Here is a 26,929-nt window from a genome sequence, read left to right as displayed (position 1 = left end):
ATCGGGCTTGCTAAATTATACTGTAGCGGCTTTAGCTGGTGCATTTTCAGCAACAGCAATTTTACGCTTGGGTGCAGTTTTAACGTGTGTGCTGTAAATCGTTAAACCAGTAAACGCTAAACCACCAACAAGGTTACCTAGGGCTGTTGGAATTTCATTCCACACGAAATAATCCATGATAGAGAACTCACCACCCATGATAAGACCAAACGGGAATAAGAACATGTTTACAACAGAGTGCTCGAAACCCATGAAAAAGAACAGCATGATAGGCATCCACATGGCCAATACTTTACCGCTCACGTGGGTTGAAATCATCGCGCCAACCACACCAAGTGATACCATCCAATTACACAGCATGCCGCGAATAAAAATAGTAAACCAACCTGCAGTTCCATGTTCTGCGTAACCTAATGTTCTTGCCTCACCAATGCTAGCTACTTTAGCAGCAATAGCGCCACCATCTACGTTGTAACCCATGGTGAAAATGAAAGACATCATAAAGGCAACAGTAAGTGCGCCACCAAAGTTACCTAAAAATACTAGACCCCAGTTACGTAAAATTTGTTTAGGGGTAACACCCGGTCGCTTGGCAAGCCATGCAAGCGGGGTTAATACAAATACACCTGTTAGCAGATCGAAACCCATTAAATACAGCATACAAAAACCAACAGGGAACAAAACGGCTCCCAGTAAGAATATGCCGGTTTGTACCGCAATCGTAATAGCAAATACAGCCGCTAACGCTAATATTGCGCCAGCCATAAATGCGCGTATCAGCGTATCTCGTGTAGACATGTAAATTTTAGATTCACCTGCATCTACCATTTTCGTGGCAAACTCGGCGGGAAGTAAATAAGCCATAATTAATCACCCTGATATATAAACTATTATTGAAATAACGTGCTTTTAAACCGCTTTATCTAACAAATAAATAAAAAAAAACGTCCACACCATTCCCTGTTTCCAAAGAAGGTTGTGGACGTCTTTATCCAATTCGATAGATTGTGATAGCCAGTTTATTACCTGACTCTTACTAACAGAATCTTTGCGAGATTAATGCCAATAACGTTTTGTTTTATAAAAAACCATGTAAATCAGTTTGTTATTAGGTATCTGGATTGTGTTGTTGTAGGGGAAGGTTATAAGATTTAATCCACTATGGTGCAAATTACACGCTGTTATGCACCGATTTGGTGGGTGTCTAGATAACTTCTTGTAGATAACATCTGCCTTACATTCACAAGAGTTTACAGCGCTTCTACCCCAGCAAGAAGTAAGCCCAGCAAGAACTAAGGCGCACGCGTGTTGTTTGGTAGCGTTAAGGATTTCTGCAGCTCAGAAAGGGCGCTTTTCATTATACGCTCCCGTTGCTGTCGGCTGTCGCTATTGTCGTTTTCGTCAGGCTGATAGCGTGCACGTTCGAATTCTTGAGTAATAGTATTAAACTGGCTCACGGCTTGTGCCGACATATGGGGTTTAACAAGATTAAAGTATGCCGAACTAGCCATGGTCTGTCTGTGTATCTTGGTGAAATTAGCAATTAATTCGGCGGCTTTTAGATAGATTTGTTGATATTTAGGCATTGTCGATTTTTTTCTAAGAGGGAAGAATAATACCAGCAGAAAAATACTCACTATCGCCAGTACACTCAGAAAAAAGAACGTCATTTTTTGAGAGGTCAAATCGCCAAGGAGCTTTTTTAATAAATCAGTTTGCGTTTGATTATCAAAACCTAACACAATGCGGCTCCACTGATAATCAAGTTGGCGAAACCAGCCGCGAATGGATAAAAACAACTCAGCAGAACTTAAATCGTTAAATATTCCCTCGCTACGAGTTTCGTTAAAATCGGCTAACGCTTGTTCTAACCCAAAGGTAATACGTGATGGTGCCACCACACTGGTAGGATCGTACGACACCCAAACGCCGTCTATTAACGCTTCTACCCAAGCATGGGCATCGTATTGGCGAACTTGTACTACGTTATCACTTAATAATTCGCCACCTTGATAGCCTGTCACCATTCGAGCAGGAATGCCCGCAACCCGAAGTGCAAAAACCATGGCGCTGGCATAGTGAGCACAAAACCCCGTCTTTGCTTCAAACATAAAGGTGTCGATGGGCGAGTTCGGCATAGCGTTAGGTTGTAAGGTGTAACTAAATCCGCTGGTTCTAAAGTGACGAAGAATATCATCGGCAATACTTCGCTCACTTTGGGCATTTGCTTTTAGCTGCTTTGCCCACGCTTGAGTACGTACGTTACTGTTTTCTGGGTAGTGAATATTAAGCTGATAATCAAAGTCATATATCTCACTAATAAGTGGGGTATCAGGGAAGTAAGTTAAATAGAATGCACGTTTGCCAACAATTGGACGTGCTGCCCGTAATGCATAATTAAACTGACGGCGCATCTCTGGATTGTCTAAAGCTGTGTTTTCAGCCGACACATCAAGAGTATACAACCAGCGTTGGTTACTGGGTTCTACAATCAATTGATAGTTTTCAGAAGATATCAGTGGTTGTGAGGGAGAGGAAGCCGGTGAGGGAGCCGCAACATTTCGTCCCATGGCTTTAAGTTGTGCTTCAGCTTGCTTTCGTCTTGGGCTAATTGTCCACGTTTTTCCGTCAAAGGCTTCCATTGTCATCGCGCGCCAATATCGCTGTTCGGCCAATGGTGGGCTTTGCTCAAAGGTGGCGGTGAACGCTAAATCGGACGATCTCGCCAACGAGGCAATGTCCCCTGGCGTGACCGACTCTGATAAACCCGTCTCATTCGACTTTGATGTTGGCATTTGCCACAGAGGCGGAAACTGCGGGATTACTACAAATAACAGCGCTGCCAAGGGAAATGCTTGTAGTAGTATTATCGTCGATTTACGCATAGACACCCTAAAGCTTCTAGCGGGGGCATATACCAATGATAAGGCAGTAAACAAAAGAACAATAATGGCGACGTAGCCTAACCACGCTTCTATACCTAACGCAAATATAAAACCGCACCCTACAAGAAATATGCAGGAGCAGAAAAGCTGCAAGAAATCTCTTGTTCTTGAGAGCAGCATAAGCTTGAGCGAGCAGGCGATTACTAATAGATTAATCATGCTGTTGAGCAAACCAATAGAAAGGCCGAACCACCCTAGGGCTATTAAGGCCAGTACGGCCAACAAATTGACGGTGCGACTGCTTGGGTTATATTCTTGCCACCCAAAATACAACGCGGTTTGCATAATAACCGCGCATATGGCGAGTAATACCACCCACGTTAGCAGTGGGGTAAGCAAACTGAACGTTAATACGATAAAGCAGGTGGCTAGCAGCATATTGGCTTTATTGTTCATTGAATCAGACCTTGCGCCGCGCTGATATTCGCCCCTGAAGATGAGGCTTTACCGGAAAATTTGGCCGAAGTGACAGTAAAAGGTGTATTGGGGTAAGTCGCCAGTGCCCTCAGACATTGGTGCATGTGCGTAATAGAATTATTGGGCGTAAAGGTCGTACTACCTAATTTTAAACCATAATGTATGCCTTGCGATTGCATTGACACTATTTTTTGGGTTAATGCACTTAACCCTTCTTCTAGCGGAGTGTTAGTCGGTAAGCTTAAATATACGTCTTCACCTTTTTGTTCGCTAAATTGCTTTACCACCCAATTTCCTGTTTTAGCGACCTGCTTCCACGCTACCCGGTTTAACGGCTCGCCTTCAATAAAGTCGGTAAGCGCAAAGAAGTCCTCATTACCTTGTCGCTCATCCTCTATACCTCCGGTGGTGTCTTGAGTGCTGTGAGCCATTTCACCAAGTTTCCCAACTTTAGGCTCTGGGTACACCATGACCTGCACGTCGAAATCTAGGTGAGTCCAACAATGATACAAACCGAAGGGGTAGGCGCTTTTTAAGGTAATTCGGGGAAGTTTGTGTTCGCCTCTAGCGTGAAGTAAGACAGGAATAGTCAGTCGTTGTTCTCGATTGCCAATATCAAAGGTGATAGTGCTCGTATCTTTAAGCCTCGGCAGCTGAAGCCACTGCACCTGTAACAAGCCTTCCGGTGTAGTTTTATAGTCGGAGTGTTTGACCCGATTGAGGGTGAGGTGTGCTGACGTGTTAGCAAAGATGGTTTTTGGAGGTGATACGCTAAGGGCAATAGCCGCAAAATTTTGATAGCTGTAAAACAAGGTAAGTAACATTACGCTAAGTAACAAATAGCTTAATAACAACATAAGGTTGTTTTGATAGTTTGTGCCTAATAGAAACAAGCACATACACATCACGATAAATCCCCAGCCAAAACGGCTCGGTAAAATAAACACCGAGCGCATATTCAAAGCATGTGAAGGATGTGGCGGAATACGTTTGTCTAGCCAAGCAAGCAAAGACTTGTGTAGTACTTTTTTAAACATGGATTACGCCGCCAGCGGATCGATACTATCCAGTAAATGCTGACTTAGCGAGGTGCCTGTATGTTCAGGGGTACTTGCACTAAGCCTATGCTCAGTAACGGCAACGAATATAGCTTGCACGTCATCTGGAGTAACAAACGTTCTATCGTGCATAAAAGCCCAAGCTTTAGCGGCCTGCAACAAAGCTCTGCTAGCGCGAGGTGATAATGGGGTAGGGTAGCGCCCTTCTGCGCGGCTCTCTGTAACTAGTCGCAATATATAATTAATCACATCATCACTAGCGTGCACATGGGGAACCGCGTCTTGCATAGTAATTAAGTCGATCTGCGATAAACACGAGGCTATCTGCTGCTGAACGTCGGTTGATTGCTTCAGCATGGCTTTTTCAGCTTCCCAATTGGGAAAGCCCAATGATATACGCATAAAAAAGCGGTCTAGTTGTGACTCAGGTAGCGGATAGGTGCCAGATTGATAACCAGGATTTTGGGTGCCGATAACAAAAAAGGGAGAAGGTAAAGCATGGGTGGTGCCATCAATACTCACTTGTCGCTCTTCCATCGCCTCTAACAAGGCACTTTGCGTTTTAGGGCTTGCTCGGTTTAGCTCGTCGGCTAGAACAACTTGGCTAAAAATGGGGCCATGCCTAAATTGAAATTCACCATTGTGACTTTGATAAACATTAACACCTAGCATGTCTGATGGGAGTAAATCTGACGTAAATTGAATACGCGAATATTGAAGACCGAATACGTGGGAAAGTGCGTGGGAAAGCGTGGTTTTACCCATACCAGGTAAATCTTCAATAAGGAGATGACCATGGGCTAGCAAACACGTCATCGCAAGTTTTAACTGTTCCGATTTGCCAATAATCTTCTGACTTAGCGCGTCATGCACTAATTGAATCTCTTTTCGCATGATAAAACGTGACCTTTTAATCCCCTTCTATATTGATAGTAGCAACTAAAGTGCTGAAATAGCAGTTGGCAGCCATACAAAGGTATGAGCATGGTTATTTAACACATTGAAAGCAGCATTTTATTGCTGGTTGTAACGAATTTAGGGTTAGGTTAGAAATAGTGCTGCGCTGTGCGTATCGGTTGTCTATAATGGGGCATCTTGTTAAGGAAGTAGTTATGAAAAGCATTGAAATAGATGATGATTTGTATGCCTTTATCGCCAGCCAAACAAAACATATAGGCGAGAGCGCATCAGAAATTTTACGTAGGCTTTTATTGCCTGAAGATGGTGAAATAAAGGGTGCAAGCAACGCCTCTCTACCTGATGAGTCAGTACAATCGACGAAAGTACCGGTTGCTGCTACCACTACAGCTAACGCCTCGGCGCAAAAGGCAGAAGCGAAACCAGTCACTAAACCGGTGGCCAAAGCGGCGCCTAAAGCAACCGTTGCCAAAGCGCCAGTGACGAAATCACCCGCTGCAAAGTCAACAACTGCAGCCAAAGCGCCTGTTAAAAAAGACGTAGTGGCGCCAGTGGTGACTGAAATAGAAAATCACAATAAAGATGATATTGTGGGTATGGTATCTCAAGATGCGTTATCGACCTTTACCAAACGTGTCGACCAGTTCTTATTTATTCTAAGTGCTGCGCACAAGTTAAATAGCGATACCTTTGAAAATGTTAAATCGATTATTGGTAAAAATCGTACCTATTTTGCTACAAGCAAAGAGGCGTTGTTAGAAAATGGCAGTAGTACTAATCCGAAAGCCATTCCCAATAGCCCATTCTGGGTGGTCACCAACAACAATACCGCGAAGAAAGTAAACATGCTGGAACAAGTTTTGCGTACATTAGGGTATCAGCCCGATGTCGTCGAAACGGTAGTAAGTCGATTCGCCCCAGAGGGCAAATAAACGCTTAACTTAAAATAAGGACTTTTCATGGCTTTACATCCGCAGGCTGGTAAGCCAGCTGCACCTGAACAACTGATTAATGTGGCACAACTTGTTAGCCAGTATTACAGCTACAAACCAGACGCCGCTGCCCCAACTGAAGCAGTAAGTTTTGGTACTTCAGGGCACAGAGGATCGGCGTCGAACTATACTTTTACCGATACCCATATTAGTGCAATCTGCCAAGCACTGGTTGAATATCGTGAAGCAGAAGGTATTACCGGGCCGCTATTTATAGGTAAAGACACCCATGCATTGTCTGAACCTGCCATGATCACCGCCATCGAAGTACTCAGTGCCAACGGTGTTGATGTGGTAATTCAACGAAGCGACAACGAAAGCTTAGGTTATACCCCGACGCCGGTAATTTCCCGTACTATCATTCGTTATAACCGGGAAAACGCGGCGAAGTCTGACGGGGTAGTCATAACCCCCTCACACAACCCACCCGAAGATGGTGGGTTCAAATATAACCCTCCTCATGGCGGCCCAGCTGATAGCGACGTTACGACCAAAATTCAAAATCGTGCGAACGCGCTTATTGCCGAAGGCAATAAAGACGTTAAACGCATCGATATCCGTTCCGTAAGAGCCCAGAAGTTAGTGCGCGAAGAAGATTTTATGGAACCTTATATTGATGACCTAGCTCAGGTTATTGATATGCAGGCTATCGCAAAAGCGGGCTTGAAACTCGGTACTGACCCCCTTGGCGGTGCAGGTATAGGTTATTGGTCTCGTATTGCGGATAAATATGGATTAGACATCACGGTTGTAAACCCTGCTGTCGACCCTCAGTTTGGATTCATGCGCCGCGATAAAGACGGCAAGTTACGCATGGACTGTTCAAGTGCTTTCGCCATGGCGGGCTTAATCGAATTAAAAGATGATTTTGACCTTGCATGGGGCAACGACCCAGATTTCGATCGCCACGGTATCGTATGCAAAAGTGCTGGCTTAATGAACCCCAATCATTATCTTGCGGTGGCTATTAAGTATTTGTATACCCACAGAGCACAATGGCCAGCTTCGCTAAAAATTGGCAAAACACTGGTTTCAAGCAGCATGATTGATCGCGTAGCGAATAGCTTAGACAAACCCCTTGCTGAAATGCCAGTAGGCTTCAAATGGTTTGTAGATGGTTTATCTAACAGTGAAATTGGTTTTGCAGGTGAAGAAAGTGCCGGAGGTATCTTCTTACAACGTAATGGTGAAACTTGGGCTACCGATAAAGACGGTTTTATCCTGTGTTTGTTAGCTGCTGAAATTCTTGCGGTGACTAAGAAAGATCCAGGTGAACACTATCAGGCATTAACTGAGCAATTTTCATCGCCGGTTTATAACCGTGTAGATGTGGCCGCTACCTTAGAGCAAAAGCAGAAGTTATCTGCTATGGATGCTTCGGTAGTAACCAGCGATACCCTAGCTGGTGAGCCCATTACTGCCGTGCAAACCCACGCCCCAGGTAACAATGCCGCTATTGGTGGTGTAAAGGTTTCTACAGAAAATGGTTGGTTTGCAGCACGTCCATCAGGGACTGAACAAATCTACAAAATTTATGCAGAAAGCTTTAAAGGTGAAACTCACTTACAAGAATTAATTCAAGAAGCGGAAGCCTTAGTAGGTAAAATTATCAAATAAGGTCAAAAAACAACCTTCCCAAGCTTTTTATTGTTAATATGGTGTTAAAAGTCGGGTGAATGCATACGTTTTCATCCGGTTTTTTGTTATTTTAACAAAATTATCACAACATAATCGTTTAAGCACTGCTATATTGCTCTCATATCGTTGATTTTTTCTGTAATTAAATTACACATTGAGTGTGCCTTAGTACACATCAACCAGAGTGAGACGCAAAATGAACGCAAAAGCTGCCAAAACGCAACCCTCTTCACCGCTAGACAAGGCTGAATTTAAAGCTGCTATTGTTAAGCACCTTCACTGTACGCTAGGTACGGATGAAAATAAGGCCAACAACCACGCATGGTGGAAAGCCACCTGTGCAGCCATTCAGGCTCAGGTACTAGAAGGCCTTCGTAAAACGCAAAAAAGTCACTACTTCAATGATACTCGTGCAGTGCACTATTTTTCTGCAGAATTCCTAATGGGTCGTTTGCTATCAAATAACCTTCAAAACTTAGGCTTATTTGATGTTGCCAGTGGCGCATTAAAAGAACTCGGTGTTGAAATTACCGACATCATGGAAGAAGAGCCAGACATGGCACTAGGTAACGGCGGGTTAGGGCGCTTAGCTGCGTGCTTTATCGACTCACTTGCTACGATGGAATTGCCTGCCATTGGTTATGGTATTCATTATGAGCATGGTCTTTTCCGTCAAGAAATTAAGAGTGGTGCGCAGATAGAACGCCCTGATAGCTGGCGCGATTACGGTAACCCTTGGGAAATTTGCCGCCCAGAGTCAATTCAAGAAGTGCCTTTATTTGGTTATGTAGAAACTAAGTATGGCGAAAGCGGTCGTATTCAAAAAGAATGGCACCCTGGTTCTATTGTAAAAGGGATCCCATGGGATATTCCTGTCGTAGGCTATGAAGGCAAAACCGTAAACGTGTTGCGTTTATGGCAGTCAGATTCCTCTGATTACTTCAATTGGGATGTATTTAACGCCGGTGGTTACGTAGATGCACAGCGTGAAAACGTACAGGCAGAGACCATTTCAAAGGTACTTTATCCGAACGATGAAACTGAAGCGGGTAAAGAGCTTCGTTTAATTCAGCAGTATTTCTTCTGCTCATGTTCATTAAAAGACATCATTCGCCGTTACAAACGTGCCCATGGTGATGACTGGAGCCGCTTTGCTGATCAGGTTGTTATCCAATTAAATGATACACACCCAGCCATCGCCATCCCTGAACTTATGCGTATATTAGTTGACCGCGCAGAATTAGATTGGGATCAAGCATGGGGGATCAGCACGAAAGTATTTGCTTATACCAACCACACATTATTACCTGAAGCCCTAGAAAAGTGGCCTGCACGTATGATTGAAAAAATCCTACCGCGGCATTTGGAAATCATCTATGAAATTAACCATAGATTCATGGCTGAAGTAGATAAGAAGTGGCCAAGCGACAACCGCATTAAAGCGAAGCTTTCTATTATTGAAGAAGGCAACGAGAAGATGGTACGTATGGGCCATTTATCGGTCATTGGTTCGTTTGCTGTTAACGGCGTAGCCGAAATGCACTCTCGCTTGGTGAAGTCTGATTTGTTCCCAGAGTTTGATGCACTATGGCCTGGTAAATTAACGAACGTAACGAATGGCATAACGCCGCGTCGTTGGTTAAAAGCGTGTAACCCAGAACTTTCTAAATTAATTGATAAGAAAATTGGTTCAGATTGGCCAAAAGATTTATACAAACTTGAAGCGCTAGAAAAGTACGCCGATAACAAAACGTTCCAAAAGCAATTCATGCAAGTGAAGCTTAACAACAAGCAGTTGCTGGCTGATGAAATTCGAGCATCGTTAGACATTGAAGTAGATGTAAACGCTATTTTCGATGTGCAAATTAAACGCCTTCACGAATACAAGCGTCAACACTTGAATTTGCTTCATATAATGGCTTTGTATCGTCGACTGCTTGAAAATCCTGATTACGATATGGTGCCTCGTGTATTCATTTTCGGCGCGAAAGCAGCACCGGGTTACAAGTTAGCGAAAGATATTATTTACGCCATCAATAAAGTGGCTGATAAAATCAATAATGACCCGCGTGTTAACAACAAAATTAAAGTGGTGTTCTTGCCGAACTACCGCGTGTCTCTTGCTGAGAAAATGATCCCTGCATCAGATGTTTCTGAGCAAATTAGTACCGCAGGAAAAGAGGCGTCTGGAACTGGTAACATGAAGTTGGCACTTAACGGCGCTATTACCGTAGGTACGCTTGATGGTGCTAACGTAGAGATTGCTGAAGAAGTGGGCGATGACAACATCTTTATCTTTGGCTTAACGGTTGAAGAAGTTCACGAACTGAAGGATAAAGGCTACAAGCCTTACGATTACTACTACCGCGACCCTGAAATTAAAGCCGTTCTTGATTGGCTAGAAACCGATTACTTCACGCCGGGTAAACCAGGTGCGCTAGTGTCGATTAAGCAAAGCTTGTTAGATCATGGTGATCAATACATGGTATTAGCTGATTTCCGTAGCTATTGCGATGCGCAAATCGCCATTGATGAGGCGTACCGCGACAAAGCACGTTGGGCTAAGATGGCGATTATCAATACCGCTAAAATGGGTAAGTTTACCTCAGACCGTTCAATCAAAGATTACGTAGAACGTATTTGGAAACTTTCACCGTGTAAGATCGAAAGCTAGTCTCAACGACTCTCAAAAAAAAAGCCCGGGAATGCTATGCTTTCCGGGCTTTTTGTTGTGACCTTTTTACCCGCTTAAACCAAAAATAAATTAAAAATCAATACATAGCGGAATCATAAGAGAAAAGTCTACGATATATAATTGTGTATCGATTTATATACTAATTGCGAGTTGCTCTAAGTATTAAGTCGTGTTGAACTACCGTTTGCTTATTTTTAGCACCTAGCCGCCGTTTAGTGCAAGGAAACCGTCATGAGCCAACATCATAAGTCGCTGGCTACACTTCCCAATCGATTTGCATTTATCGACACAGTGTCGAAGTGTGGTGTATTGCATCCGTCGTTATCATTAATGTTGGTAGATGTGGTCCGTTTCTCAGATGTAACCACCAGTTTAGGTATTAATATTGGTGACAGGTTTCTGCTAGAAATTGCTAACCGCATTCAATCTCTGTTTGGTGTTGATATCCGCCTTGGCAGAATAAGTGGTGATGTATTTGGTATAGCGTTTCCCGGTACGCGAAGTTCAAGCCAAATGCGCGACATGTTCGAACGGCTTGTCGAGCATTTCAAAACCCCTATGCATCACGATGGTCATGCGTTCATTGCCGATTTTAATGTAGGTGTAGTGACATCAGATAGTCAGGCGTTTGAAATTACCGCTTTTGTGTCTCGTGGTGAAGCGGCACTAAAGCAAGCGAAAGAAAATAAGTACGAAAATTTCTTCCTCTATAATATGCAGGATAAAACGGACACTGGTCGGAGTCTTGCCTTAAAAGCTGATTTGAAACGCGCCTTATCGCAAAATGAATTAGAGCTCTACTTTCAACCCAAAGTTAACTTGCAAACCCTTGAAGTTATCGGTGCTGAGTGCTTACTTCGCTGGAATCACCCGTTAGACGGCGTGTTATTTCCTGGCCCGCTTATCGAAGCGGCAGAATCCTATAATATGATGAATGAACTGGGCTATTGGACATTAGAGCAAGCGTTTAGAAGTTTAGTTGATTTTGATATCCACCGTTTATCGCTCACCTTGTCGGTTAATATATCGCCTACTCAATTGTATGATAACCACCTTATCCCTTCCTTGAAGATGCTCAGTAAGTCTTATTCCATGCCGCTTACCCGTATAGAGTTGGAATTAACAGAAGACGTTGCATTGTCCAACTCACTGATGGTGAAAAAGCAACTGGATGAATTGCGGGCCTTAGGGGTAGCTATTTCGGTGGATGACTTCGGCAAGGGCTATTCAAACCTAGCTTATATTCGAGATCTTGATTTAAGCGCGCTTAAAATAGACAAAACCTTTGTTATAGAACTCGCTAAACATCCTGTTAATCGCGCTATTATCGAGGCTGCCAAAATCATCGGTAAAGCGAAGAACTGCGATGTGATTGCCGAGGGTGTAGAAACCATTGCTCAACTGCACATTCTTCGAGAAGTGGGGGTAACCATAGGGCAGGGCTACTTGTTTTCAAAAGCCATTCCTTTAAATGACTTTATTGGTCTAGCTCAGCAAGAAATTATCGTCGGTAACTCTCCTTTACGTGCGTAAATAAAATACCCCCAGTTTGCAAGTGGCAATACGTGCATTCGCTTGGCTGAATCGCTAAACTAGCGCTATTCAAGCTACTATTGGTTTTTGTATGCAACAACTTATCGAGCAAGGAAATTTTCTTTCTTTGTCTAGAACTCAACCAGAGTTATTTACCTCTTCGATTCAATTTACGTTAGACAATGGTACTGACGTTACTATTACTGCACCCGGAATTATCGCCTTCACGCCCGTTGCGAAAACGTCTATTAATAAGCATGTTGTGCTATCTAGCGGCGTTCATGGAAATGAAACGGCCCCCATCGAAATATGCGACGAGCTGGTACAGCATATTCTTACTAACAAGCTCGAGCTTAGCCATCGCGTACTTTTTCTATTTGGCAACTTACCCGCCATGGATATTGCCGAAAGATTTGTAGAAGAAAACATGAACCGGTTGTTTAATGGTGCTCACTCCAAAGGGGAAGGGTGCAACAACAGTGAGCGCAAACGGGCTAAAGTACTGGAAGACGCGATAACAGCATTTTTCTCTGTGGCACTTCCTGGTGATGAGAAATACCACTACGATTTACATACAGCTATTCGTGAGTCTAAAAATGAAAAGTTTGCGGTATACCCGTATTTACATGGTAAAGCGCACAGCAAAAGCCAGCTTGGATTTTTAGCCGCGTGTGGTATTCAAACCATATTGCTGTCTGAGTCAGCGACCACAACGTTTAGCTACTCTTCTTCAGTGCAGCACCAAGCGCATGCCTTTACCGTCGAACTGGGTAAAGTGCAACCGTTTGGTCAAAACGACATGAGCCGGTTCGAAGCGGCGAAACAATCAATTACTGCTCTTATTTGTGAAGATGATTTTAGACCTGACGTTGATATAGACTCGTTAGATATTTATCGCGTGAATCAAGTCATTAATCGCCATCAAAACGATTTCACGTTGCATTTCGATGACGACACACCTAATTTTACCGATTATGCTAAAGGCACGGTATTGGCGACCGAAACCGGTGCTACCTATACTGCGCAGCAAGACGGCGAAGCGATAGTGTTTCCTAATGCGAATGTGGCAATAGGACAGCGCGCTTTATTAACGGTTGTACCTACAAAGCTGGAGAAACTCAGTGTTTAAGTTAGATGCAAGGCTAGAGGCTGATACGTTCTTTATCCACGATTTACCCCTTTGTCGGGTTTTACTGATGAATGATAGTCAGTTTCCATGGCTGATATTGGTGCCTCGTGTAGATGGGGTAACTGAAATCATTGAGTTGTCAGATGTCCAACAACAACAGTTTTTAAGTGAGTCGGCACAGGTGAGCCGTTTACTGCAATCGCAATTTTCACCCGATAAATTAAACGTAGCGGCACTGGGTAATGTGGTGAGTCAGTTGCATATTCACCATGTTGCAAGGTATAAAAGTGATATCGCATGGCCAAAGCCAATTTGGGGCGCGCAAGCCGTTGTGGCTTACCCTGAAGACAAAGCGACCGAATTGGTAGACGTGCTGAAGCAGGCATTATCTTAATAGGCTAGGATAACCAGGTGCTATGTGATTAGCACTTCAACAAGATATCTAATGGTCTACTATAAGGCCAAAATAATAAACCAAATTTTTATAACTACTCAGCAAGGAGCAACCCATGATAATTTCAACTACGCCTACTTTGGAAGGCCAAAAAATTGAAGCCTACTATGGCATTGTAGTTGGCGAAGCCGTAATGGGCGCTAACATAGTAAAAGATTTATTTGCCTCTATTCGTGACATTGTAGGTGGCCGTTCTGGTTCATATGAAGAAGAGTTAACGCGGGCAAGAAAACTAGCGTTTACAGAACTTGAGCACGAGGCGCGTAGCATGGGTGCTAACGCAGTTGTGGGGATAGATCTTGACTACCAAGTTATTGGTGACAAAGGCAGTATGTTGATGGTGAGCATTAGCGGTACTGCTGTAAAAACGTCGCCGCTTTAAAAAATAGCAGGCGGGCGGGGTCAGATTTACGCCCAGATTTGAGCAATTTTAATGTGGGGCGCTTAATATAGGGCGACTGTTTTACCAGTCGTCCTCTTCATCTTCAAACCCATTTTTCTTTTGCTTATCATCGTTCTTTTTAAGCGGTGTTGGGAATTTAAATTTAGCGCTGTATTTTAACAGTGTAATATTGCCAATCACCACGCCCAATACAATAACGATAATAATGACAACCCAAAGCGTATCCATCACTGTCTCCATTAAAGCTTTTTAGTTGTGAGAGCTTACCTAACCCAACTCACGCCACGATTTAACACGTAGCGATAGTAAATTTCATCAATATGCTCAAGCACAACAGCCTTACCTTCAATGCTACTGAGTTCAACGGCAGTAGTCAGTTCAGCCAGCGAAAGCGCTTGTTCAAACTCAGTGGCAACAGCCCGATGGCTTAGGTGCCAAAGCTCACATGCTACGCCACCTTTATTTTCGCTAAATGGGCGAAAGAATCCAAAGGTGCTCATATTCGCTTCAAGCCATGTAGCTAACGAGAAACAAGGCCCACCTTTACGATATTCGCTATCAACCAACGAAAACTTACCGCCCCATTGTTCAACCGCGTGCTTGTCATAAACATCAAAGTCACTTCCCCAATGGTGTCGACTACCGCCAGGTAACGCTGACCACATCAGTATTGCATGCAGTTTTTCTACGTCTGATAACGTATTCGGGTTTAATGTAGTGCCCTCGTTATCTAACAGCGCCGTTTCGCCACGCCATTTTCTATTCCAAATAGCACACTGTTTGTCAAAGTGACGAAAGCTGCTTACTAAGCATAAATCTATACCGTCATTATGGGCGGCTTGTTGCATATTAACAAAAGCGGCTAGCACGTTAGCATGCAGGAAGTGTCCATTTCCTGCATCAACAAGGTGAGGATTATCTTGCCCTAACCAGGTAGCGGGGTTCATGCGAGTAGATTTACCAAAATACCGTAATACATGTCGCTTAATGCCTCTAAATCACTCATTTTCACGCATTCATCTATTTTATGAATAGTGGCATTTACTGGTCCTAGCTCAATAACTTGTGCGCCAGTCGGCGCAATAAATCGCCCATCAGATGTGCCGCCTGCGGTAGATAAAATGGTGGGCTTGCCACGTACATCAGCAATTGCTTTTTCCGTAGCCGTTAACAACGGGCCTGAGTCGGTCAAAAAAGGCTGTCCGTTAAACGTCCACTTTATGTCGTAATCAAGTTCGTGTTTATCCAAGATAGTCGTAACACGCTTGATCAGTTCTTGATCTGTCACTTCGGTTGAAAACCGGAAGTTAAAGCACACATGAAGTTCCCCAGGGATCACATTGCCTGCACCGGTACCGCCATTAATATTTGAAATTTGGAAGCTGGTGGGCGGGAAAAACTCGTTACCATTATCCCAATGAGATTGTGCCAATTCAGTTAATGCTGGTGTGGCACAATGAACGGGGTTTTTTGCTAAATGGGGGTAAGCAACGTGGCCTTGAATGCCCTTAACCGTAAGGTCTCCGGTGAGCGAGCCTCGTCGACCATTTTTAACAATATCGCCCACTTCATCGGTAGAGGATGGTTCGCCAACCACACACCAGGTAATTTTTTCATTTCGCGCTTCAAGGGTATCAATGACACGAGTAGTACCATTAATAAATGGGCCTTCTTCGTCACTGGTAATAAGATACGCAATACTGCCTTTGTGATCAGGATAATCAGCCACAAATTTACGCGTTGCCACTAACATTGCGGCCAAACTGCCTTTCATGTCGGCAGCACCACGGCCATGTAGATACCCGTCTACTTCAGTAGCCGTAAAAGGCGGGGTTTTCCATGCGCTTTCTGGCCCACTAGGTACCACATCGGTGTGACCAGCAAAGCAAAAAACAGGGCCTTCGGTACCACGGCGAGACCAAAGGTTGGTGGTATCGTCAAACACCATGGTTTCGTTGTTAAACCCAAAGGTACCTAAGAAGTCTTTCATGGCTTCTTGGCAGCCTTCATCTTCTGGGGTTACCGAACGCCTGTTCATCAAGTTTTTGGCGATGTCTATTACGTTATCGTTTAACAAAATATTTCCTCATACTGCGCAGGCTTAAAGCCAATATGAAACGTACCACTATGATTTAAAATAGGGCGCTTCACCATCGCAGGGTGTTCAAGTAACAAGGCTAACGCTTTCTCGCGGGTGATATCTGTTTTATCACTGTCTTCAAGTTGGCGAAAAGTAGTACCACGTTTGTTCAACATCACTTCATAACCAAGGTTGGCTTCAGCTTCGGCAAGAAAATCAGCGTCTATGCCGTCTTTTCTATAATCGTGAAAAGTAAATTCGATGTTGTTCTCGGTAAGCCATTTCTTCGCTTTTTTAATCGTGTCGCAATTTGCGATGCCATACATTGTTGTACTCAAAAGGATACTCCCTTACAGCGTGAAGTTAGTGTAAGTGCATAATAAGCTGGTTATTATGTATTTTCAAAAAGGGTTCGAATTTGCCTATATATACAGGGTTATAAACGTGTCGCTATACGCATCAACAAATTTTTGATGCGTAGGTAGCACGCCTAATAGGGCTGTGGCATTTAGTAAGGTCATTATACAAATATTTTCCACGCCTTGTTGTTTTAGCCACGCAGAATTTACACTAAATAACATGGCGCCTGCTTTTATCTTCTCGCCTCGTTTCAACTGTGTTAAAAACTGAGCCCCATGCAACATCTGGGTGTGTAAACCATATTTGATTCGACATTTAAGCCCAAAAGAAGATTTAATTTCTATTGAGTAGTCTAGGGGATCTATTTTCACTACTGTTGCATTAAACGGGGAGACCACTTTACTGGAAGCGGTAACAAGCGCCATACCCGGCCCCCATGCCCCAGCGTTTATCAAGTCATCATTTACGTGTTGCAGTAAAATACAATGGCCCGAAACTGGTGCGGCGATAGGAATGGCTTTTTTAAAATTTTCAGGAGGCTTGGTTAGTTGCTTTTCTATCAACACTACTTACCCTCAAGTACCGTATAGCCTGCATTTTTTAATGCCTTTTTTGCATCAGCAAGTTTATTATCTTTCACAAGGAAAAAGTCGGTTTCGAACGTAGATACAACAAAGATAGAGACTTTTACTGCGGCAAGTACAGCACCAATCTGCGCCATAATACCCACCATAGATAAATGCAGCGGGCCGAGCAGTTCAAGTGCTCGCCAGCCTTCGTCAGAATCGAGTGAATCAACGTCTACGTTCGACGGGATAACGATAGACAGTTCATCTTCTGTTTTGCCCAAGAAAAAAAGCGGGCTTTGAAGTACATTTGAAGGAATTGCACTGTCGCCATCTAGGCTGTGGATCGTAAATTGTTGGGGAAGTACCGCGAGTGTTTGTTTTGGCATGAATAACCGGAAAAAAAGGTTTCAATCAAAGTATCCACATTAAAACACTATCTGTGGTTAAGTGCTACGTGTTATCCACTTAATCTGTGGATAAGTTTGTTGAGTAGTTTGGGGCTTTTGTTTAAGATATTGAAATTAAACAATAAAATAAACTGTACAAACAATAGCCAGTGGATAACATTTACCTATTCACAAGCATTTTCCACAGCCTCTGTCTATACATATTTGAAAATTGTTCTGCTTATTTTGCAATTTCTTGTCTTGACACAGCTCTCTTTTATCCAACGTAATAAACACGATCTCTGCGTGGTTTTTTATCAATGGCTGTGCAATTATCAATGAGTACTAAGCTTAAATACTGACTTGATAATTTAAAAATATTAAACCTCAAAAGGAGAATGAAATGAGCGACAGTTTATGGATGGATATTACCACCGATGACGCTGACGGCTTAGCTGACTTTTACGTCAATGTAATGGGCTGGAAAAAAGAAGCCTTCGACATGGGCGGCTATAACGATTATGTGATGATGAAAGAAGATGGCAGCCCTGCTGGCGGCATATGCAACAAGCGAGGCTGTAATAGTAGCATTCCTGGCGGTTGGGTGCCGTATTTCACGGTAGCCGAATTAGACTCAGCGTTAGCCGCTTCTAAAAGTGCTGGTGGGGAGCAAATAGGAGACATTCGCCACCATGGCACATCACGCTTTTGCATAATAAAAGACCCCTCAGGGGCGTGTTGTGCGCTTTATGAACAAGGCGAAGAGTCGTAAGGGTAATACAAGTTCATTGCAAGTACACGGCGAGGATAGAACATGGATACACATGGTGATGTCAGCTCGAAGCTAAGGGGGCTAACACCACTATGTGTAAATTTTTGAGCAAGCGTTAAGGTTATTATTTATTTAATACGCCACGATTTACCTGATCTCGCTCAATCGATTCAAATAACGCTTTAAAGTTACCTTCTCCAAACCCATCATCTTCTTTGCGTTGAATAAACTCGAAAAATACTGGGCCAAAAACGGTTTCTGAAAAAATTTGCAATAGCAAACGAGGAGACTCACCTTCAGTGGTACCGTCTAACAAAATGCCTCGTTGTTTGAATTCTCCAACAGGCTCACCGTGACCGGGCAAACGCTCTTCTAGCATGTCGTAATAAGTATCAGGAGGCGGGGTCATAAACTTCATCCCCTTCGCTTTAAGTTTATCTAAACAACTTACAAGGTCGTCACAAGCAAAGGCAATATGCTGGATACCTTCACCATTATATTGCATTAAAAATTCTTCAATTTGGCCGCCACCGCCTACCGCTTCTTCATTGAGAGGAATACGAATTTTGCCATCTGGTGCGGTCATGGCTTTAGAAAGTAAACCAGTGTACTCACCTTTAATGTCGAAGTAGCGAATTTCGCGGAAGTTAAATAACGATTCGTAGAACTTTGCCCAATGATTCATTCGCCCGCGATACACATTGTGAGTAAGGTGATCCAGCGTATGGAAACCACAACCTTCTGGGTGTCTATCTACCCCTTCAATCCACGTGAAATCGATATCATAAATAGTGTTTTCACCTTGATAGCGATCTATTAAATAAAGCATGGCACCACCGATACCTCTGATCGCAGGCAGTTTTAATTCCATAGGGCCCGTGTGGGTGTCCATAGGTTGAGCGCCGCGCTTTAGCACTTCAGAATACGCGTGCTGGGAGTCTTTAACGCGAAAGGCCATGCCACACGCTGAAGGGCCGTGTTCTTCGGCATAATAGGAAGCATGGCAATTTTTTTCATAGTTACTTAAAAGATTGATATCGCCTTGACGCCAAAGCTCCACATCTTTTGATTTGTGTCTGGCCACACGGGTGAACCCCATAGCTTCAAACATAGGCTCCAATAAACCCTTTTTAGGCGCGGTAAACTCTAAAAACTCAAAACCATCTAACCCTATTGGGTTTTCAAATACGTCTGCCATTTTCTTTCTCGCTTACTGAAGTCAGTGCCTTTGTACGAGTTGAATAGTTTTTGTTATTGAACTCATGCAAAGGCGGATATAAATAGAAGACTAGATTGTAATGTCGAGGTAAATATAAGGGCAATAGAGTGTTAAGACATGGCGCGAGCTGTTGTTACGTTTTAAGTGTAACGTTTAGTTTTCAGCTGTGTTAAAACGCAATTTCATCTCGTTTTTAATATTTTAAATATATGAATTTAAATGTTTTATTTTTATTTGTGCGCAACCGAGTAATGTTCATATATGAATACATACTAAGAAAATACCCACTATTTTGGTGCCTATATCTTACCGTCGAAATGCTTCGTTAATCCTTTCCAACAATCGATATAGTCTGTTTGGCGAAGAGAGGTACTAAGTGCAAACTCAGTTGGGGCGATAGGAAAGCGAGACTCAAACATAAACGCCAGTGTATTTTCGTATTTCTGTGGGGCTAATGCGGCATTCGAGGCAGCTTCAAATACAGAAGCTTCGGGGCCATGAGGGGTAAAGCAATTATGTAAACTCATACCGCCAGGCGCAAAGCCTTTTTCTTTAGCATCATAACTACCCTCAATTAACCCCATAAATTCACTCATCACATTCCTATGAAAATAAGGCGGGCGGAAGGTGTTGTCAGCCACCATCCAGCGTGGGGGGAAAATGACAAAATCAACGTTGGCAGTGCCTTCAAGTTCAGAAGGCGAGGTCAGTACCGTAAATATGGAAGGGTCGGGGTGGTCAAAACTGACGGTATTGATCACGTTAAAACACTTAAGATCATATTTGTAAGGCGCTGAATTACCCACCCAAGCCACTACATCAAAGGGCGAATGCGGAAGCGGGGCTTGGTATAAATGGCCACAAAACTTGTTAATGATGACATGGGGCGTGTCTACATCTTCGAACCACGCAGTGGGGTACAAAAAGTCTCTTTGATTGGTAAACCCGTTTGCCCCTGCGGGTCCTCGTTCTGGTAAAACAAATGACTGCCCATAGTTTTCACAAATATACCCACGAATTGCGCCATCGATAGGGGCAACGCTAAAGCGAACCCCACGAGGGATCACCATAATTTCACCCGCGGTTAGGTGTAATTTGCCAAACTCAGTTTTCACTTCCATGTTTCCACGTTGTGGAACGAACAGCATCTCACCGTCGGATGAGTAAAATACCTTATTCCCCATAGACGAATTCGCACTGTAGCAGTGAATGCCCATACCGGTTTGCTGATTAGCGTCGCCGTTCGTGGCTATGGTCACTAAACTTTCAATAAAGTCTATGTTGCTACTCTCATCGGGAAGGGGGATAGGATCCCAACGCATTACATTTGGCGGGCACGGCGATTGCGTTTCAGGGCCAGTTTGAAGCTGTGTGTTTTTATAAGGTGAAAAATCACCCATGGCGACAGAGGGTCGTATTCGATAAGTCCAACTGCGTCTATTTTCGGCTCTGGGCGTTGTAAAAGCACTGGTGCTGAACTGCTCAGCGTAAAGTTTATAATTAACTTTCTGCGGGCTAAATTGCCCTTTGGGTAGTGCATTAGGCAAGGCTTCAGTTTCATGCTCATTATTAAAACCCGACAAATAAGTTAATTGATTCACCATACCCACCTTTTAAATACTACTGATGCTTAACGCTTCTATTTATGTAGCGTAAATATTAATAATAAGTAAATCAATTGCGTGGTGCCGATAGGGTTTTTGCGAAATGGTGATGTGTGATGATTTGTTTACACAGGTGGAAACTTCCTACATAAGCGCCCACTTATAGTACTGGTTTCATAAAGGTGATGGACGGCTCATTGATTTTACAGCTTTTACTGATAAATTAGACGCAAACATCATAGTAGAGACAACACGTGGCACCGCTAGAAATTTATGCCGGCAATGGGGCAATGAATACCATTAAGCAGCTAGGCTTTCACCCCGAAATATTTAGTTATTTTCTCGGCGCTTCAGGCGGTCCAAAATGGTTTTCACTTGCAGGGTTAGACAGAGTACTGTTTCCTGAGTGGTTTAGTCATGTCGCACATCAAATACATGTTATAGGGTCGTCTGCGGGTGCATTTAGGGCTATCTGTGCAGTTCAAGATGACCCGCTTGCAGCCATAAATCGGCTAGCCACTTCCTATTCAACCACCACTTATAGTGATAAACCAACGCCTGCGGAAATAACCCGCAAAGCAGAAGCTTTGGTAAAAGAAATGGTCAATAGCGAAGGCAAAAAAGAGGTGTTGGCCAACGAGCGATTTAAAGCACACATCTTCGTCGCCAAATGCCTAGGCGCGACTCGACGCGAGCATAAGTTTTCGCAGCTGTCTGGCCTTGCTATGAGTGCTGCTGCTAACGCGGTTACGCGGAAAAACCTGGGGCGTTATTACACCCGCTGTATTTTTTCGTCGCCTAATACTGAATTTTCAATTAAAGACCCGTATCAATTACCCACCGAGCATTACCAATTAAATAACGAAAATATCCATAACGCACTGCTTGCTTCCGGTGCTATTCCTGTTGTTCTAGAAGGAATACGAGATATTGCGGGTGCCCCGCAAGCTATGTATCGTGATGGTGGTATTGTTGACTATCATTTTGACCTAGAATTTGGCCCTGACAAAGGTTTAGTGTTATATCCACACTTTTACCCTAAGCCCATTCCGGGGTGGTTCGATAAAGGGCTAAAGCGCCGTGTTGCACATAAAAACAGTTACGATAATGTGGTCATGCTTGTGCCTTCTGCCGAGTTCGTTGCAAGCCTGCCATATGGTAAAATTCCAGATCGAAAAGACTTCGAGCAACTCGATGCCACTACCCGTATTAAGTACTGGCAAACCGTATTGCAAGAAACCGATAGGTTAGGGGAGTACTTTATGAAAATTTCGAGTGATGGCAGCATTGTTGATAAAATCAAGCCGTTGCCATTTATGCAGCGCGAAAACGCTTAATTCGGTGTGAAAAGGCTCACTTTTTCAATAAATGGTGGCAAATCAATCAAACACACACCTTAAACACAAAATAAGCTTGCAGGACGCACTGCGCATCGCTATGATACGCGCCGTCCTTCAGGCAGTTCTGCCGAAGTATAGTTGCGACTATAGCTCAGTTGGTTAGAGCGCTACCTTGACATGGTAGAGGTCCCCTGTTCGAATCAGGGTAGTCGCACCACTTCTTAGATTCAATTTATTATCACCTGATTTCTACCGTTTTCTTTTGCCTGATAGAGCACATTATCGGCATGCTTAATTAACGTATCTAATGTTCTGTTCGATTTATTCCCAAGCGATACCCCAACGCTAAACGTCATGCTTAAATCTTCCTTAATGGCATCGATGTTGTTGCAGTACTTTTGATAAGTTGCAGCTAGCTGCTCAAACATCTGGTGAACTACAATTTCGTCCGACGAATGTAAAACGAATAACCATTCCTCGCCGCCGTAACGGCCAAAATGATCATGTTTAGACAGTGTCTCTTTTGCAGCATTGGCAAAAGCAATCAGCACTAAATCACCCACATCGTGTCCATATTCGTCATTAATTTTTTTAAAGTAATCTAAATCAACTATGGCGACCGTTATGTTTTGTTGCGCAAGTTTAGTGTTGGCAGTAGCCAGTATTCCCCGACGATTAAGACAGTTCGCCAGGTGATCGGTGGATGCCATACGATGATATTTTTTACGTTGGAGTGATTGTCTGTAAACTAAAATCAAGGCGACAAGAACTAAAATAAAAGCAATAGTAGTGCTTAAGCGCCATATAATTTTTTGCTGGTATTCCTCTTTAGCTTGAAGGTTACTAATATCTTTTTGGTATTCTAACTTACGGATTGTGTCTTCTTTTTCTTTTACTTCAAACTGTACTTGTAAGGCTTTAATGTTGCTTTCGCTGGTGGCCTCAAAGTGTTTTTTAGTATACAAAAGCTTTTTTTCTATGGCATCAAATGCATCATCAATGCGGTTTAGTTCTCGCTTCAATGTATAGCGTTCACTGAAAAAATCCGCTTTATAAATGCTTCGACTAAAATTATCTACAAGTGCAAAAACGTCGTCATTGACTTGCTCGGCTTTATCTAAATGGCCCTGTTTTACATAAATATTCGAAAGTAAAATCATAGACGCAAGATGCATATCATCAATGCCCGCGGTGCGAGCAAGTTCGATATTTTCTTTTGCTAATGATAAGGCTTTATCGTAATTGGCCTGAAGATATTGAATATTTGCAATTGAGTATTGGGCAAAAGCGAGCCCTTTATTCATATTAACGTCTTTAAAATAGGCTAAGGCTTTGTTTAGATAGACTAAGGCATTTTGTGAATCGCCAGTCTCAAGAAGTATATTACCCAAGCTCCAATACGCTTTTGCCGTAAAAAGCCCATCATTTGTTTTCTCGAATGTCTCTACCGCCTTTTTTGCGTAACTTACTGCTTTGTCCTCATCTTCCTCTAAGTACCCATAAGCATCTGCTATCTTTCTGTAAAAATAGCCTTGCGAAGGGAAGTCATCGCTTTTTATTGCTAATTCAAGGCCCTCTAACGCTGCACTTAGCGTTTTTCTCAACGCATCATTAGCCGTATAGTAATAAGCCAAAGCGCGAAAAATAATGATTTTTTCATTTAGTGAGTGTTGCGAGATTTGCGCTTCTAAGTTTTTAGAAAGATCTTTTGCTGGGGTGGGATCATCTAATCTGGCAAGAGCCTTTAGTTTAGTCTCTAAGAAAAGTAGATAAATATCTTTTCGCTTTACTAATTCGTTATCATTTAAATAGTGTGATAAATGAGCCATTAAATCGGCATATTTTTCCTCTCTAAAGAGGAGTTCAGAATAAAGCGCTGCTGCTTCTAAGTGAAGTTCCTCCCAGCCTTTTTCCTTGCTGACTTTAAAGGCACTTTCTAGTTTTTCTTTGTTGCGCAGGTAATCAAGTTTGTTTTGCCTAATGTCATTAATAACGCTGCGTGTACTTTCAAAATCGGGAACGCCTAAAAATGGGTTTGAAGCGCTTTCGGATGCAAGACTAGTTTGAGCCTCAGACATTTGAGTCAAGCATAAAAAAAGTAAGATCGCCAAAGCGTTAAGCCAACGCGCGTTAAATAACCCTTTATTCTGAAAATTTTTATCGATAATTATCACTTATAAACCAGTAGATATTAACTGCTCCTAGCACTATAGCATTAGCTGAAAAATTAATGGCTTATGCTTACAAAGTTATACTTACTCAATGGGTATAAATTGAACAGATATTGTTTGCATCATGGTTGTTAATTTACATACCTAGTTAGCTATCTGAACGCGATAAAAAACAGGGTTATCTCTACTCATTAGTTATCACACCTATTTCTTTGTATCAAGGTGGCCAACTTTACCTTTGTCAAGAAACCTTCAATTTTATGTAAGCAATGTGTAATGGGCCAGTCATATAACGTCCTCACTATATTTGCCGCTAAGACCATTTTAGAGATGAAGGAAGCAGTCTCATCTCAACCTAACGATTATAAAAAGGATAGTTGATGAAAATTGAACGTTTACGCGATTTAAAATATTCGGCGCTAGCTTTAGCGGTAGCCTTTGGTATTTCTGCTTGTTCATTGGAAGGCGATGACGGTGAAGATGGTGTCGCGGGAGCAATTGGTGAGCAAGGCCCTGTTGGAGAACAAGGTGAACAGGGAGAGCAAGGCGATAAAGGTGAAGAAGGCGATACAGCGGGAACATTAACCCGTATTGCGACAGTTCCTTTAGGTGCAGAAGTTACCGGAATTTTCTTGACCGACGAAGGCGATCTTTTCTTCAACGTGCAACATCCATCAGGCACTAACTCAGTGACTAACGACGTTAATGCCATGCCTATTAATACAGGAACGGTAGGTGTGTTAGCCGGTGCTAACTTCAATAACTTACCTGTTACGCTGCCTAATTCACCTGTACCTGCTTCTGATGAAGAAAAAGAAGTGGTGGTTTCAGCTATTGGTCAATACCAAGTACTTGGTCAAACGGGCGACACTTTTGGTACTGAGTTACCTGAAGGGCTAGGCCACATCTATACACTAGATGGCGAAGAGCTGGTTTTAGAAAACGATATGCCAGATTTTAATGGGTTCATTTCTACCGATGCTGGCGAAGGCTACTTGTTCTCAAACTGGGAAGAACTTCCAGGTGGCATGAGCCGAATGAAAGTTGAAAAAGATGACTTTGGTATGTGGCAAGTCACCGAAGCCATGATGCTTGATTTCTCGCCAGTATGGGGCACAGCGGCCAACTGTTTTGGTTCAATGTCACCTTGGAATACTCCGCTAACCTCAGAAGAGTGGGTCGTTGATTCTTCGGTAGATTCAACTACATCGCCTAACTGGAATAATCCTGAAGCGGTAGCCACTGAAGCGCGCCTTGGTCGTATGTGGCAAATGACCGCACCAGATGCGTCAAACCCATATAATTATGGTTACATTGCCGAAGTGACCGAGCCGCTTGCAGATGAGCCAGTTATTGTTAAACACCTAGCAATGGGCCGTTACGAACATGAAAACTCGACAGTAATGCCTGATGGAAAAACCGTTTATCTGTCGCAAGATGATACCGGTGGTGTGCTGTTCAAATTTGTTGCTGATACAGCTGAAGACCTTTCAGCAGGTACGCTCTATGGCGCAAAATTAACTCAAGATATTGGCCAAAACGACCCAGCCACAACGGGCTTTGCGGTTGAGTGGGTTGAACTTGCCAGTGGCGACAACATGACTATTCGTGCGTGGGTTGATGAATACAATGGCATTGGCACTGATGACTATGTAGAAGGCCAAAGCTCTTACATTACGATGGCTGATGTAGAAGCGTGGGCAAATGGCGATGCTACTTACCCTACTGTTGAAGATGGCGGAAGCAGTCAAACGGCTGGCGAACCCATGGACGACCGTGTCGCATTCTTAGAATCACGAGCTGCTGCTCGCGCGAAAGGGGCCACTGCAGAATGGCGTAAGCTTGAAGGTATTTCAATTAACCTTAAACGCGCTGAAGAAGCCGTGGAAGGTACCGATACCATTGACGGTGAAGTGGTTGAGAATGCTTACCTCTATATCGGTATTGCCGATTTAGATAACACTATGGTTGATGATGAAGGTGATATTCAGCTTTCAGCTCGTGTTAAAGATTGTGGCGGTGTTTATCGTGCACGTCTTGAAGCTGGCTATGACATCACCCGCATCGAACCTGTTGTTATGGGCGGCACTTTCCGGTCAAGCCTAACTGGTGCAGAACGCTGTGACGTAGATCAGCTATCTCAACCTGACAACGTAGTTGTAATGAACGATGGTCGCATTTTAATTGGTGAAGACGGCTTCCAGGAAAACAATACGCTGTGGATGTACGAGCCAGCAGATAAGTAA

Annotated in this window: 23 protein-coding genes and 1 tRNA gene; 11 read left to right on the top strand and 13 right to left on the bottom strand. The window is 43.2% G+C overall.

Annotation, left to right across the window (positions count from 1 at the left end):
* Positions 1–15 precede the first annotated feature (15 nt).
* The 4 genes from JKP82_RS11325 to JKP82_RS11310 form a co-directional block, all read right to left on the bottom strand.
* Positions 16–864, bottom strand: coding sequence for a formate/nitrite transporter family protein (locus JKP82_RS11325; RefSeq protein WP_159531143.1), 849 nt, complete (start codon positions 862–864; stop codon positions 16–18).
* A gap of 428 nt (positions 865–1,292) precedes the next feature.
* Entirely contained in the window at positions 1,293–3,341 is a 2,049-nt protein-coding gene (locus tag JKP82_RS11320; RefSeq protein ID WP_218397094.1) for a transglutaminase TgpA family protein, read from the bottom strand.
* Positions 3,338–4,399 (bottom strand): DUF58 domain-containing protein, encoded by a 1,062-nt coding sequence (locus tag JKP82_RS11315; protein ID WP_159531139.1) that lies wholly within the window; start codon positions 4,397–4,399, stop codon positions 3,338–3,340. The genes JKP82_RS11320 and JKP82_RS11315 overlap by 4 nt, the downstream gene beginning before the upstream one ends.
* Positions 4,400–4,402: 3 nt before the next feature.
* A complete protein-coding gene (locus tag JKP82_RS11310) occupies positions 4,403–5,314 on the bottom strand; it encodes an AAA family ATPase (protein ID WP_159531137.1) in 912 nt (303 codons plus the stop codon).
* Positions 5,315–5,532: 218 nt separating this feature from the next.
* Here JKP82_RS11310 and seqA point away from each other — a divergent pair, with 218 nt between their 5' ends.
* From seqA to JKP82_RS11275, 7 genes are all read left to right on the top strand, one after another.
* Positions 5,533–6,270 (top strand): replication initiation negative regulator SeqA, encoded by a 738-nt coding sequence (seqA, locus tag JKP82_RS11305; protein WP_218397092.1) that lies wholly within the window; start codon positions 5,533–5,535, stop codon positions 6,268–6,270.
* Positions 6,271–6,297: 27 nt separating this feature from the next.
* Positions 6,298–7,947 (top strand): phosphoglucomutase (alpha-D-glucose-1,6-bisphosphate-dependent), encoded by a 1,650-nt coding sequence (pgm, locus tag JKP82_RS11300; protein ID WP_159531133.1) that lies wholly within the window; start codon positions 6,298–6,300, stop codon positions 7,945–7,947.
* Positions 7,948–8,164: 217 nt separating this feature from the next.
* Complete coding sequence (locus JKP82_RS11295) at positions 8,165–10,642, top strand: glycogen/starch/alpha-glucan phosphorylase (protein ID WP_218397090.1); 2,478 nt, start codon at positions 8,165–8,167, stop codon at positions 10,640–10,642.
* A 252-nt stretch (positions 10,643–10,894) separates the two neighbouring features.
* On the top strand, positions 10,895–12,196 hold the full coding sequence (locus tag JKP82_RS11290; protein ID WP_159531129.1) for a putative bifunctional diguanylate cyclase/phosphodiesterase: 1,302 nt from the start codon (positions 10,895–10,897) through the stop codon (positions 12,194–12,196).
* 91 nt (positions 12,197–12,287) lie between these two features.
* Positions 12,288–13,325, top strand: coding sequence for a succinylglutamate desuccinylase (astE, locus tag JKP82_RS11285; protein WP_218397088.1), 1,038 nt, complete (start codon positions 12,288–12,290; stop codon positions 13,323–13,325).
* Positions 13,318–13,719, top strand: coding sequence for an HIT domain-containing protein (locus JKP82_RS11280; RefSeq protein WP_159531125.1), 402 nt, complete (start codon positions 13,318–13,320; stop codon positions 13,717–13,719). The genes astE and JKP82_RS11280 overlap by 8 nt, the downstream gene beginning before the upstream one ends.
* A gap of 115 nt (positions 13,720–13,834) precedes the next feature.
* Positions 13,835–14,161: a heavy metal-binding domain-containing protein gene (locus JKP82_RS11275; protein WP_013784663.1), complete on the top strand. Its 327-nt coding sequence runs from the start codon at positions 13,835–13,837 to the stop codon at positions 14,159–14,161.
* Positions 14,162–14,242: 81 nt separating this feature from the next.
* Here the strand turns inward: JKP82_RS11275 and JKP82_RS11270 are convergent, their stop codons facing one another.
* The 6 genes from JKP82_RS11270 to JKP82_RS11245 all read right to left on the bottom strand — a co-directional run bounded on the left by JKP82_RS11270 (position 14,243) and on the right by JKP82_RS11245 (position 17,577).
* The gene (locus tag JKP82_RS11270; protein WP_159531123.1) at positions 14,243–14,410 is read right to left on the bottom strand and encodes a DUF2897 family protein; all 168 of its coding nucleotides are present in this window, start codon (positions 14,408–14,410) and stop codon (positions 14,243–14,245) included.
* 35 nt (positions 14,411–14,445) lie between these two features.
* On the bottom strand, positions 14,446–15,129 hold the full coding sequence (locus tag JKP82_RS11265) for a M15 family metallopeptidase (protein ID WP_218397087.1): 684 nt from the start codon (positions 15,127–15,129) through the stop codon (positions 14,446–14,448).
* Complete coding sequence (dapE, locus tag JKP82_RS11260) at positions 15,126–16,259, bottom strand: succinyl-diaminopimelate desuccinylase (RefSeq protein ID WP_159531119.1); 1,134 nt, start codon at positions 16,257–16,259, stop codon at positions 15,126–15,128. The genes JKP82_RS11265 and dapE overlap by 4 nt, the downstream gene beginning before the upstream one ends.
* Complete coding sequence (locus JKP82_RS11255) at positions 16,253–16,600, bottom strand: ArsC family reductase (RefSeq protein WP_159531117.1); 348 nt, start codon at positions 16,598–16,600, stop codon at positions 16,253–16,255. The genes dapE and JKP82_RS11255 overlap by 7 nt, the downstream gene beginning before the upstream one ends.
* Positions 16,601–16,684: 84 nt before the next feature.
* Positions 16,685–17,188: a PTS sugar transporter subunit IIA gene (locus JKP82_RS11250; RefSeq protein WP_218397085.1), complete on the bottom strand. Its 504-nt coding sequence runs from the start codon at positions 17,186–17,188 to the stop codon at positions 16,685–16,687.
* Complete coding sequence (locus JKP82_RS11245; protein ID WP_159531113.1) at positions 17,188–17,577, bottom strand: ACT domain-containing protein; 390 nt, start codon at positions 17,575–17,577, stop codon at positions 17,188–17,190. Before JKP82_RS11245 ends, JKP82_RS11250 begins: the two co-directional genes overlap by 1 nt.
* 403 nt (positions 17,578–17,980) lie before the next feature.
* Here JKP82_RS11245 and JKP82_RS11240 point away from each other — a divergent pair, with 403 nt between their 5' ends.
* Positions 17,981–18,349, top strand: a complete 369-nt coding sequence (locus JKP82_RS11240; RefSeq protein ID WP_159531111.1) for a VOC family protein — start codon at positions 17,981–17,983, stop codon at positions 18,347–18,349.
* Between the two features lie 124 nt (positions 18,350–18,473).
* Here the strand turns inward: JKP82_RS11240 and hppD are convergent, their stop codons facing one another.
* On the bottom strand, positions 18,474–19,547 hold the full coding sequence (hppD, locus tag JKP82_RS11235) for a 4-hydroxyphenylpyruvate dioxygenase (protein WP_159531109.1): 1,074 nt from the start codon (positions 19,545–19,547) through the stop codon (positions 18,474–18,476).
* A gap of 320 nt (positions 19,548–19,867) precedes the next feature.
* Positions 19,868–21,169 carry a homogentisate 1,2-dioxygenase gene (hmgA, locus tag JKP82_RS11230; RefSeq protein WP_218397140.1) on the bottom strand — a complete coding sequence of 434 codons (1,302 nt, stop codon included), beginning with the start codon at positions 21,167–21,169 and terminating at the stop codon, positions 19,868–19,870.
* A gap of 257 nt (positions 21,170–21,426) precedes the next feature.
* Here hmgA and JKP82_RS11225 point away from each other — a divergent pair, with 257 nt between their 5' ends.
* The gene (locus JKP82_RS11225) at positions 21,427–22,509 is read left to right on the top strand and encodes a patatin-like phospholipase family protein (RefSeq protein ID WP_218397083.1); all 1,083 of its coding nucleotides are present in this window, start codon (positions 21,427–21,429) and stop codon (positions 22,507–22,509) included.
* A gap of 143 nt (positions 22,510–22,652) precedes the next feature.
* Positions 22,653–22,729 (top strand) — tRNA-Val (locus JKP82_RS11220).
* Positions 22,730–22,739: 10 nt separating this feature from the next.
* On the opposite strand, the gene JKP82_RS11215 is transcribed toward JKP82_RS11220, so the two are convergent.
* Positions 22,740–24,677, bottom strand: a complete 1,938-nt coding sequence (locus tag JKP82_RS11215) for a tetratricopeptide repeat-containing diguanylate cyclase (protein WP_373996597.1) — start codon at positions 24,675–24,677, stop codon at positions 22,740–22,742.
* Positions 24,678–25,063: 386 nt separating this feature from the next.
* Here JKP82_RS11215 and JKP82_RS11210 point away from each other — a divergent pair, with 386 nt between their 5' ends.
* Positions 25,064–26,929 (top strand): alkaline phosphatase PhoX, encoded by a 1,866-nt coding sequence (locus tag JKP82_RS11210; RefSeq protein WP_218397081.1) that lies wholly within the window; start codon positions 25,064–25,066, stop codon positions 26,927–26,929.

This window comes from Alteromonas lipotrueae (assembly GCF_019249215.1).
Taxonomy (GTDB): Bacteria; Pseudomonadota; Gammaproteobacteria; order Enterobacterales; family Alteromonadaceae; genus Alteromonas; species Alteromonas lipotrueae.
The sequence above is the reverse complement of the archived record's forward strand: the minus strand, read 5'-3'. Positions and strand labels throughout refer to the sequence as shown.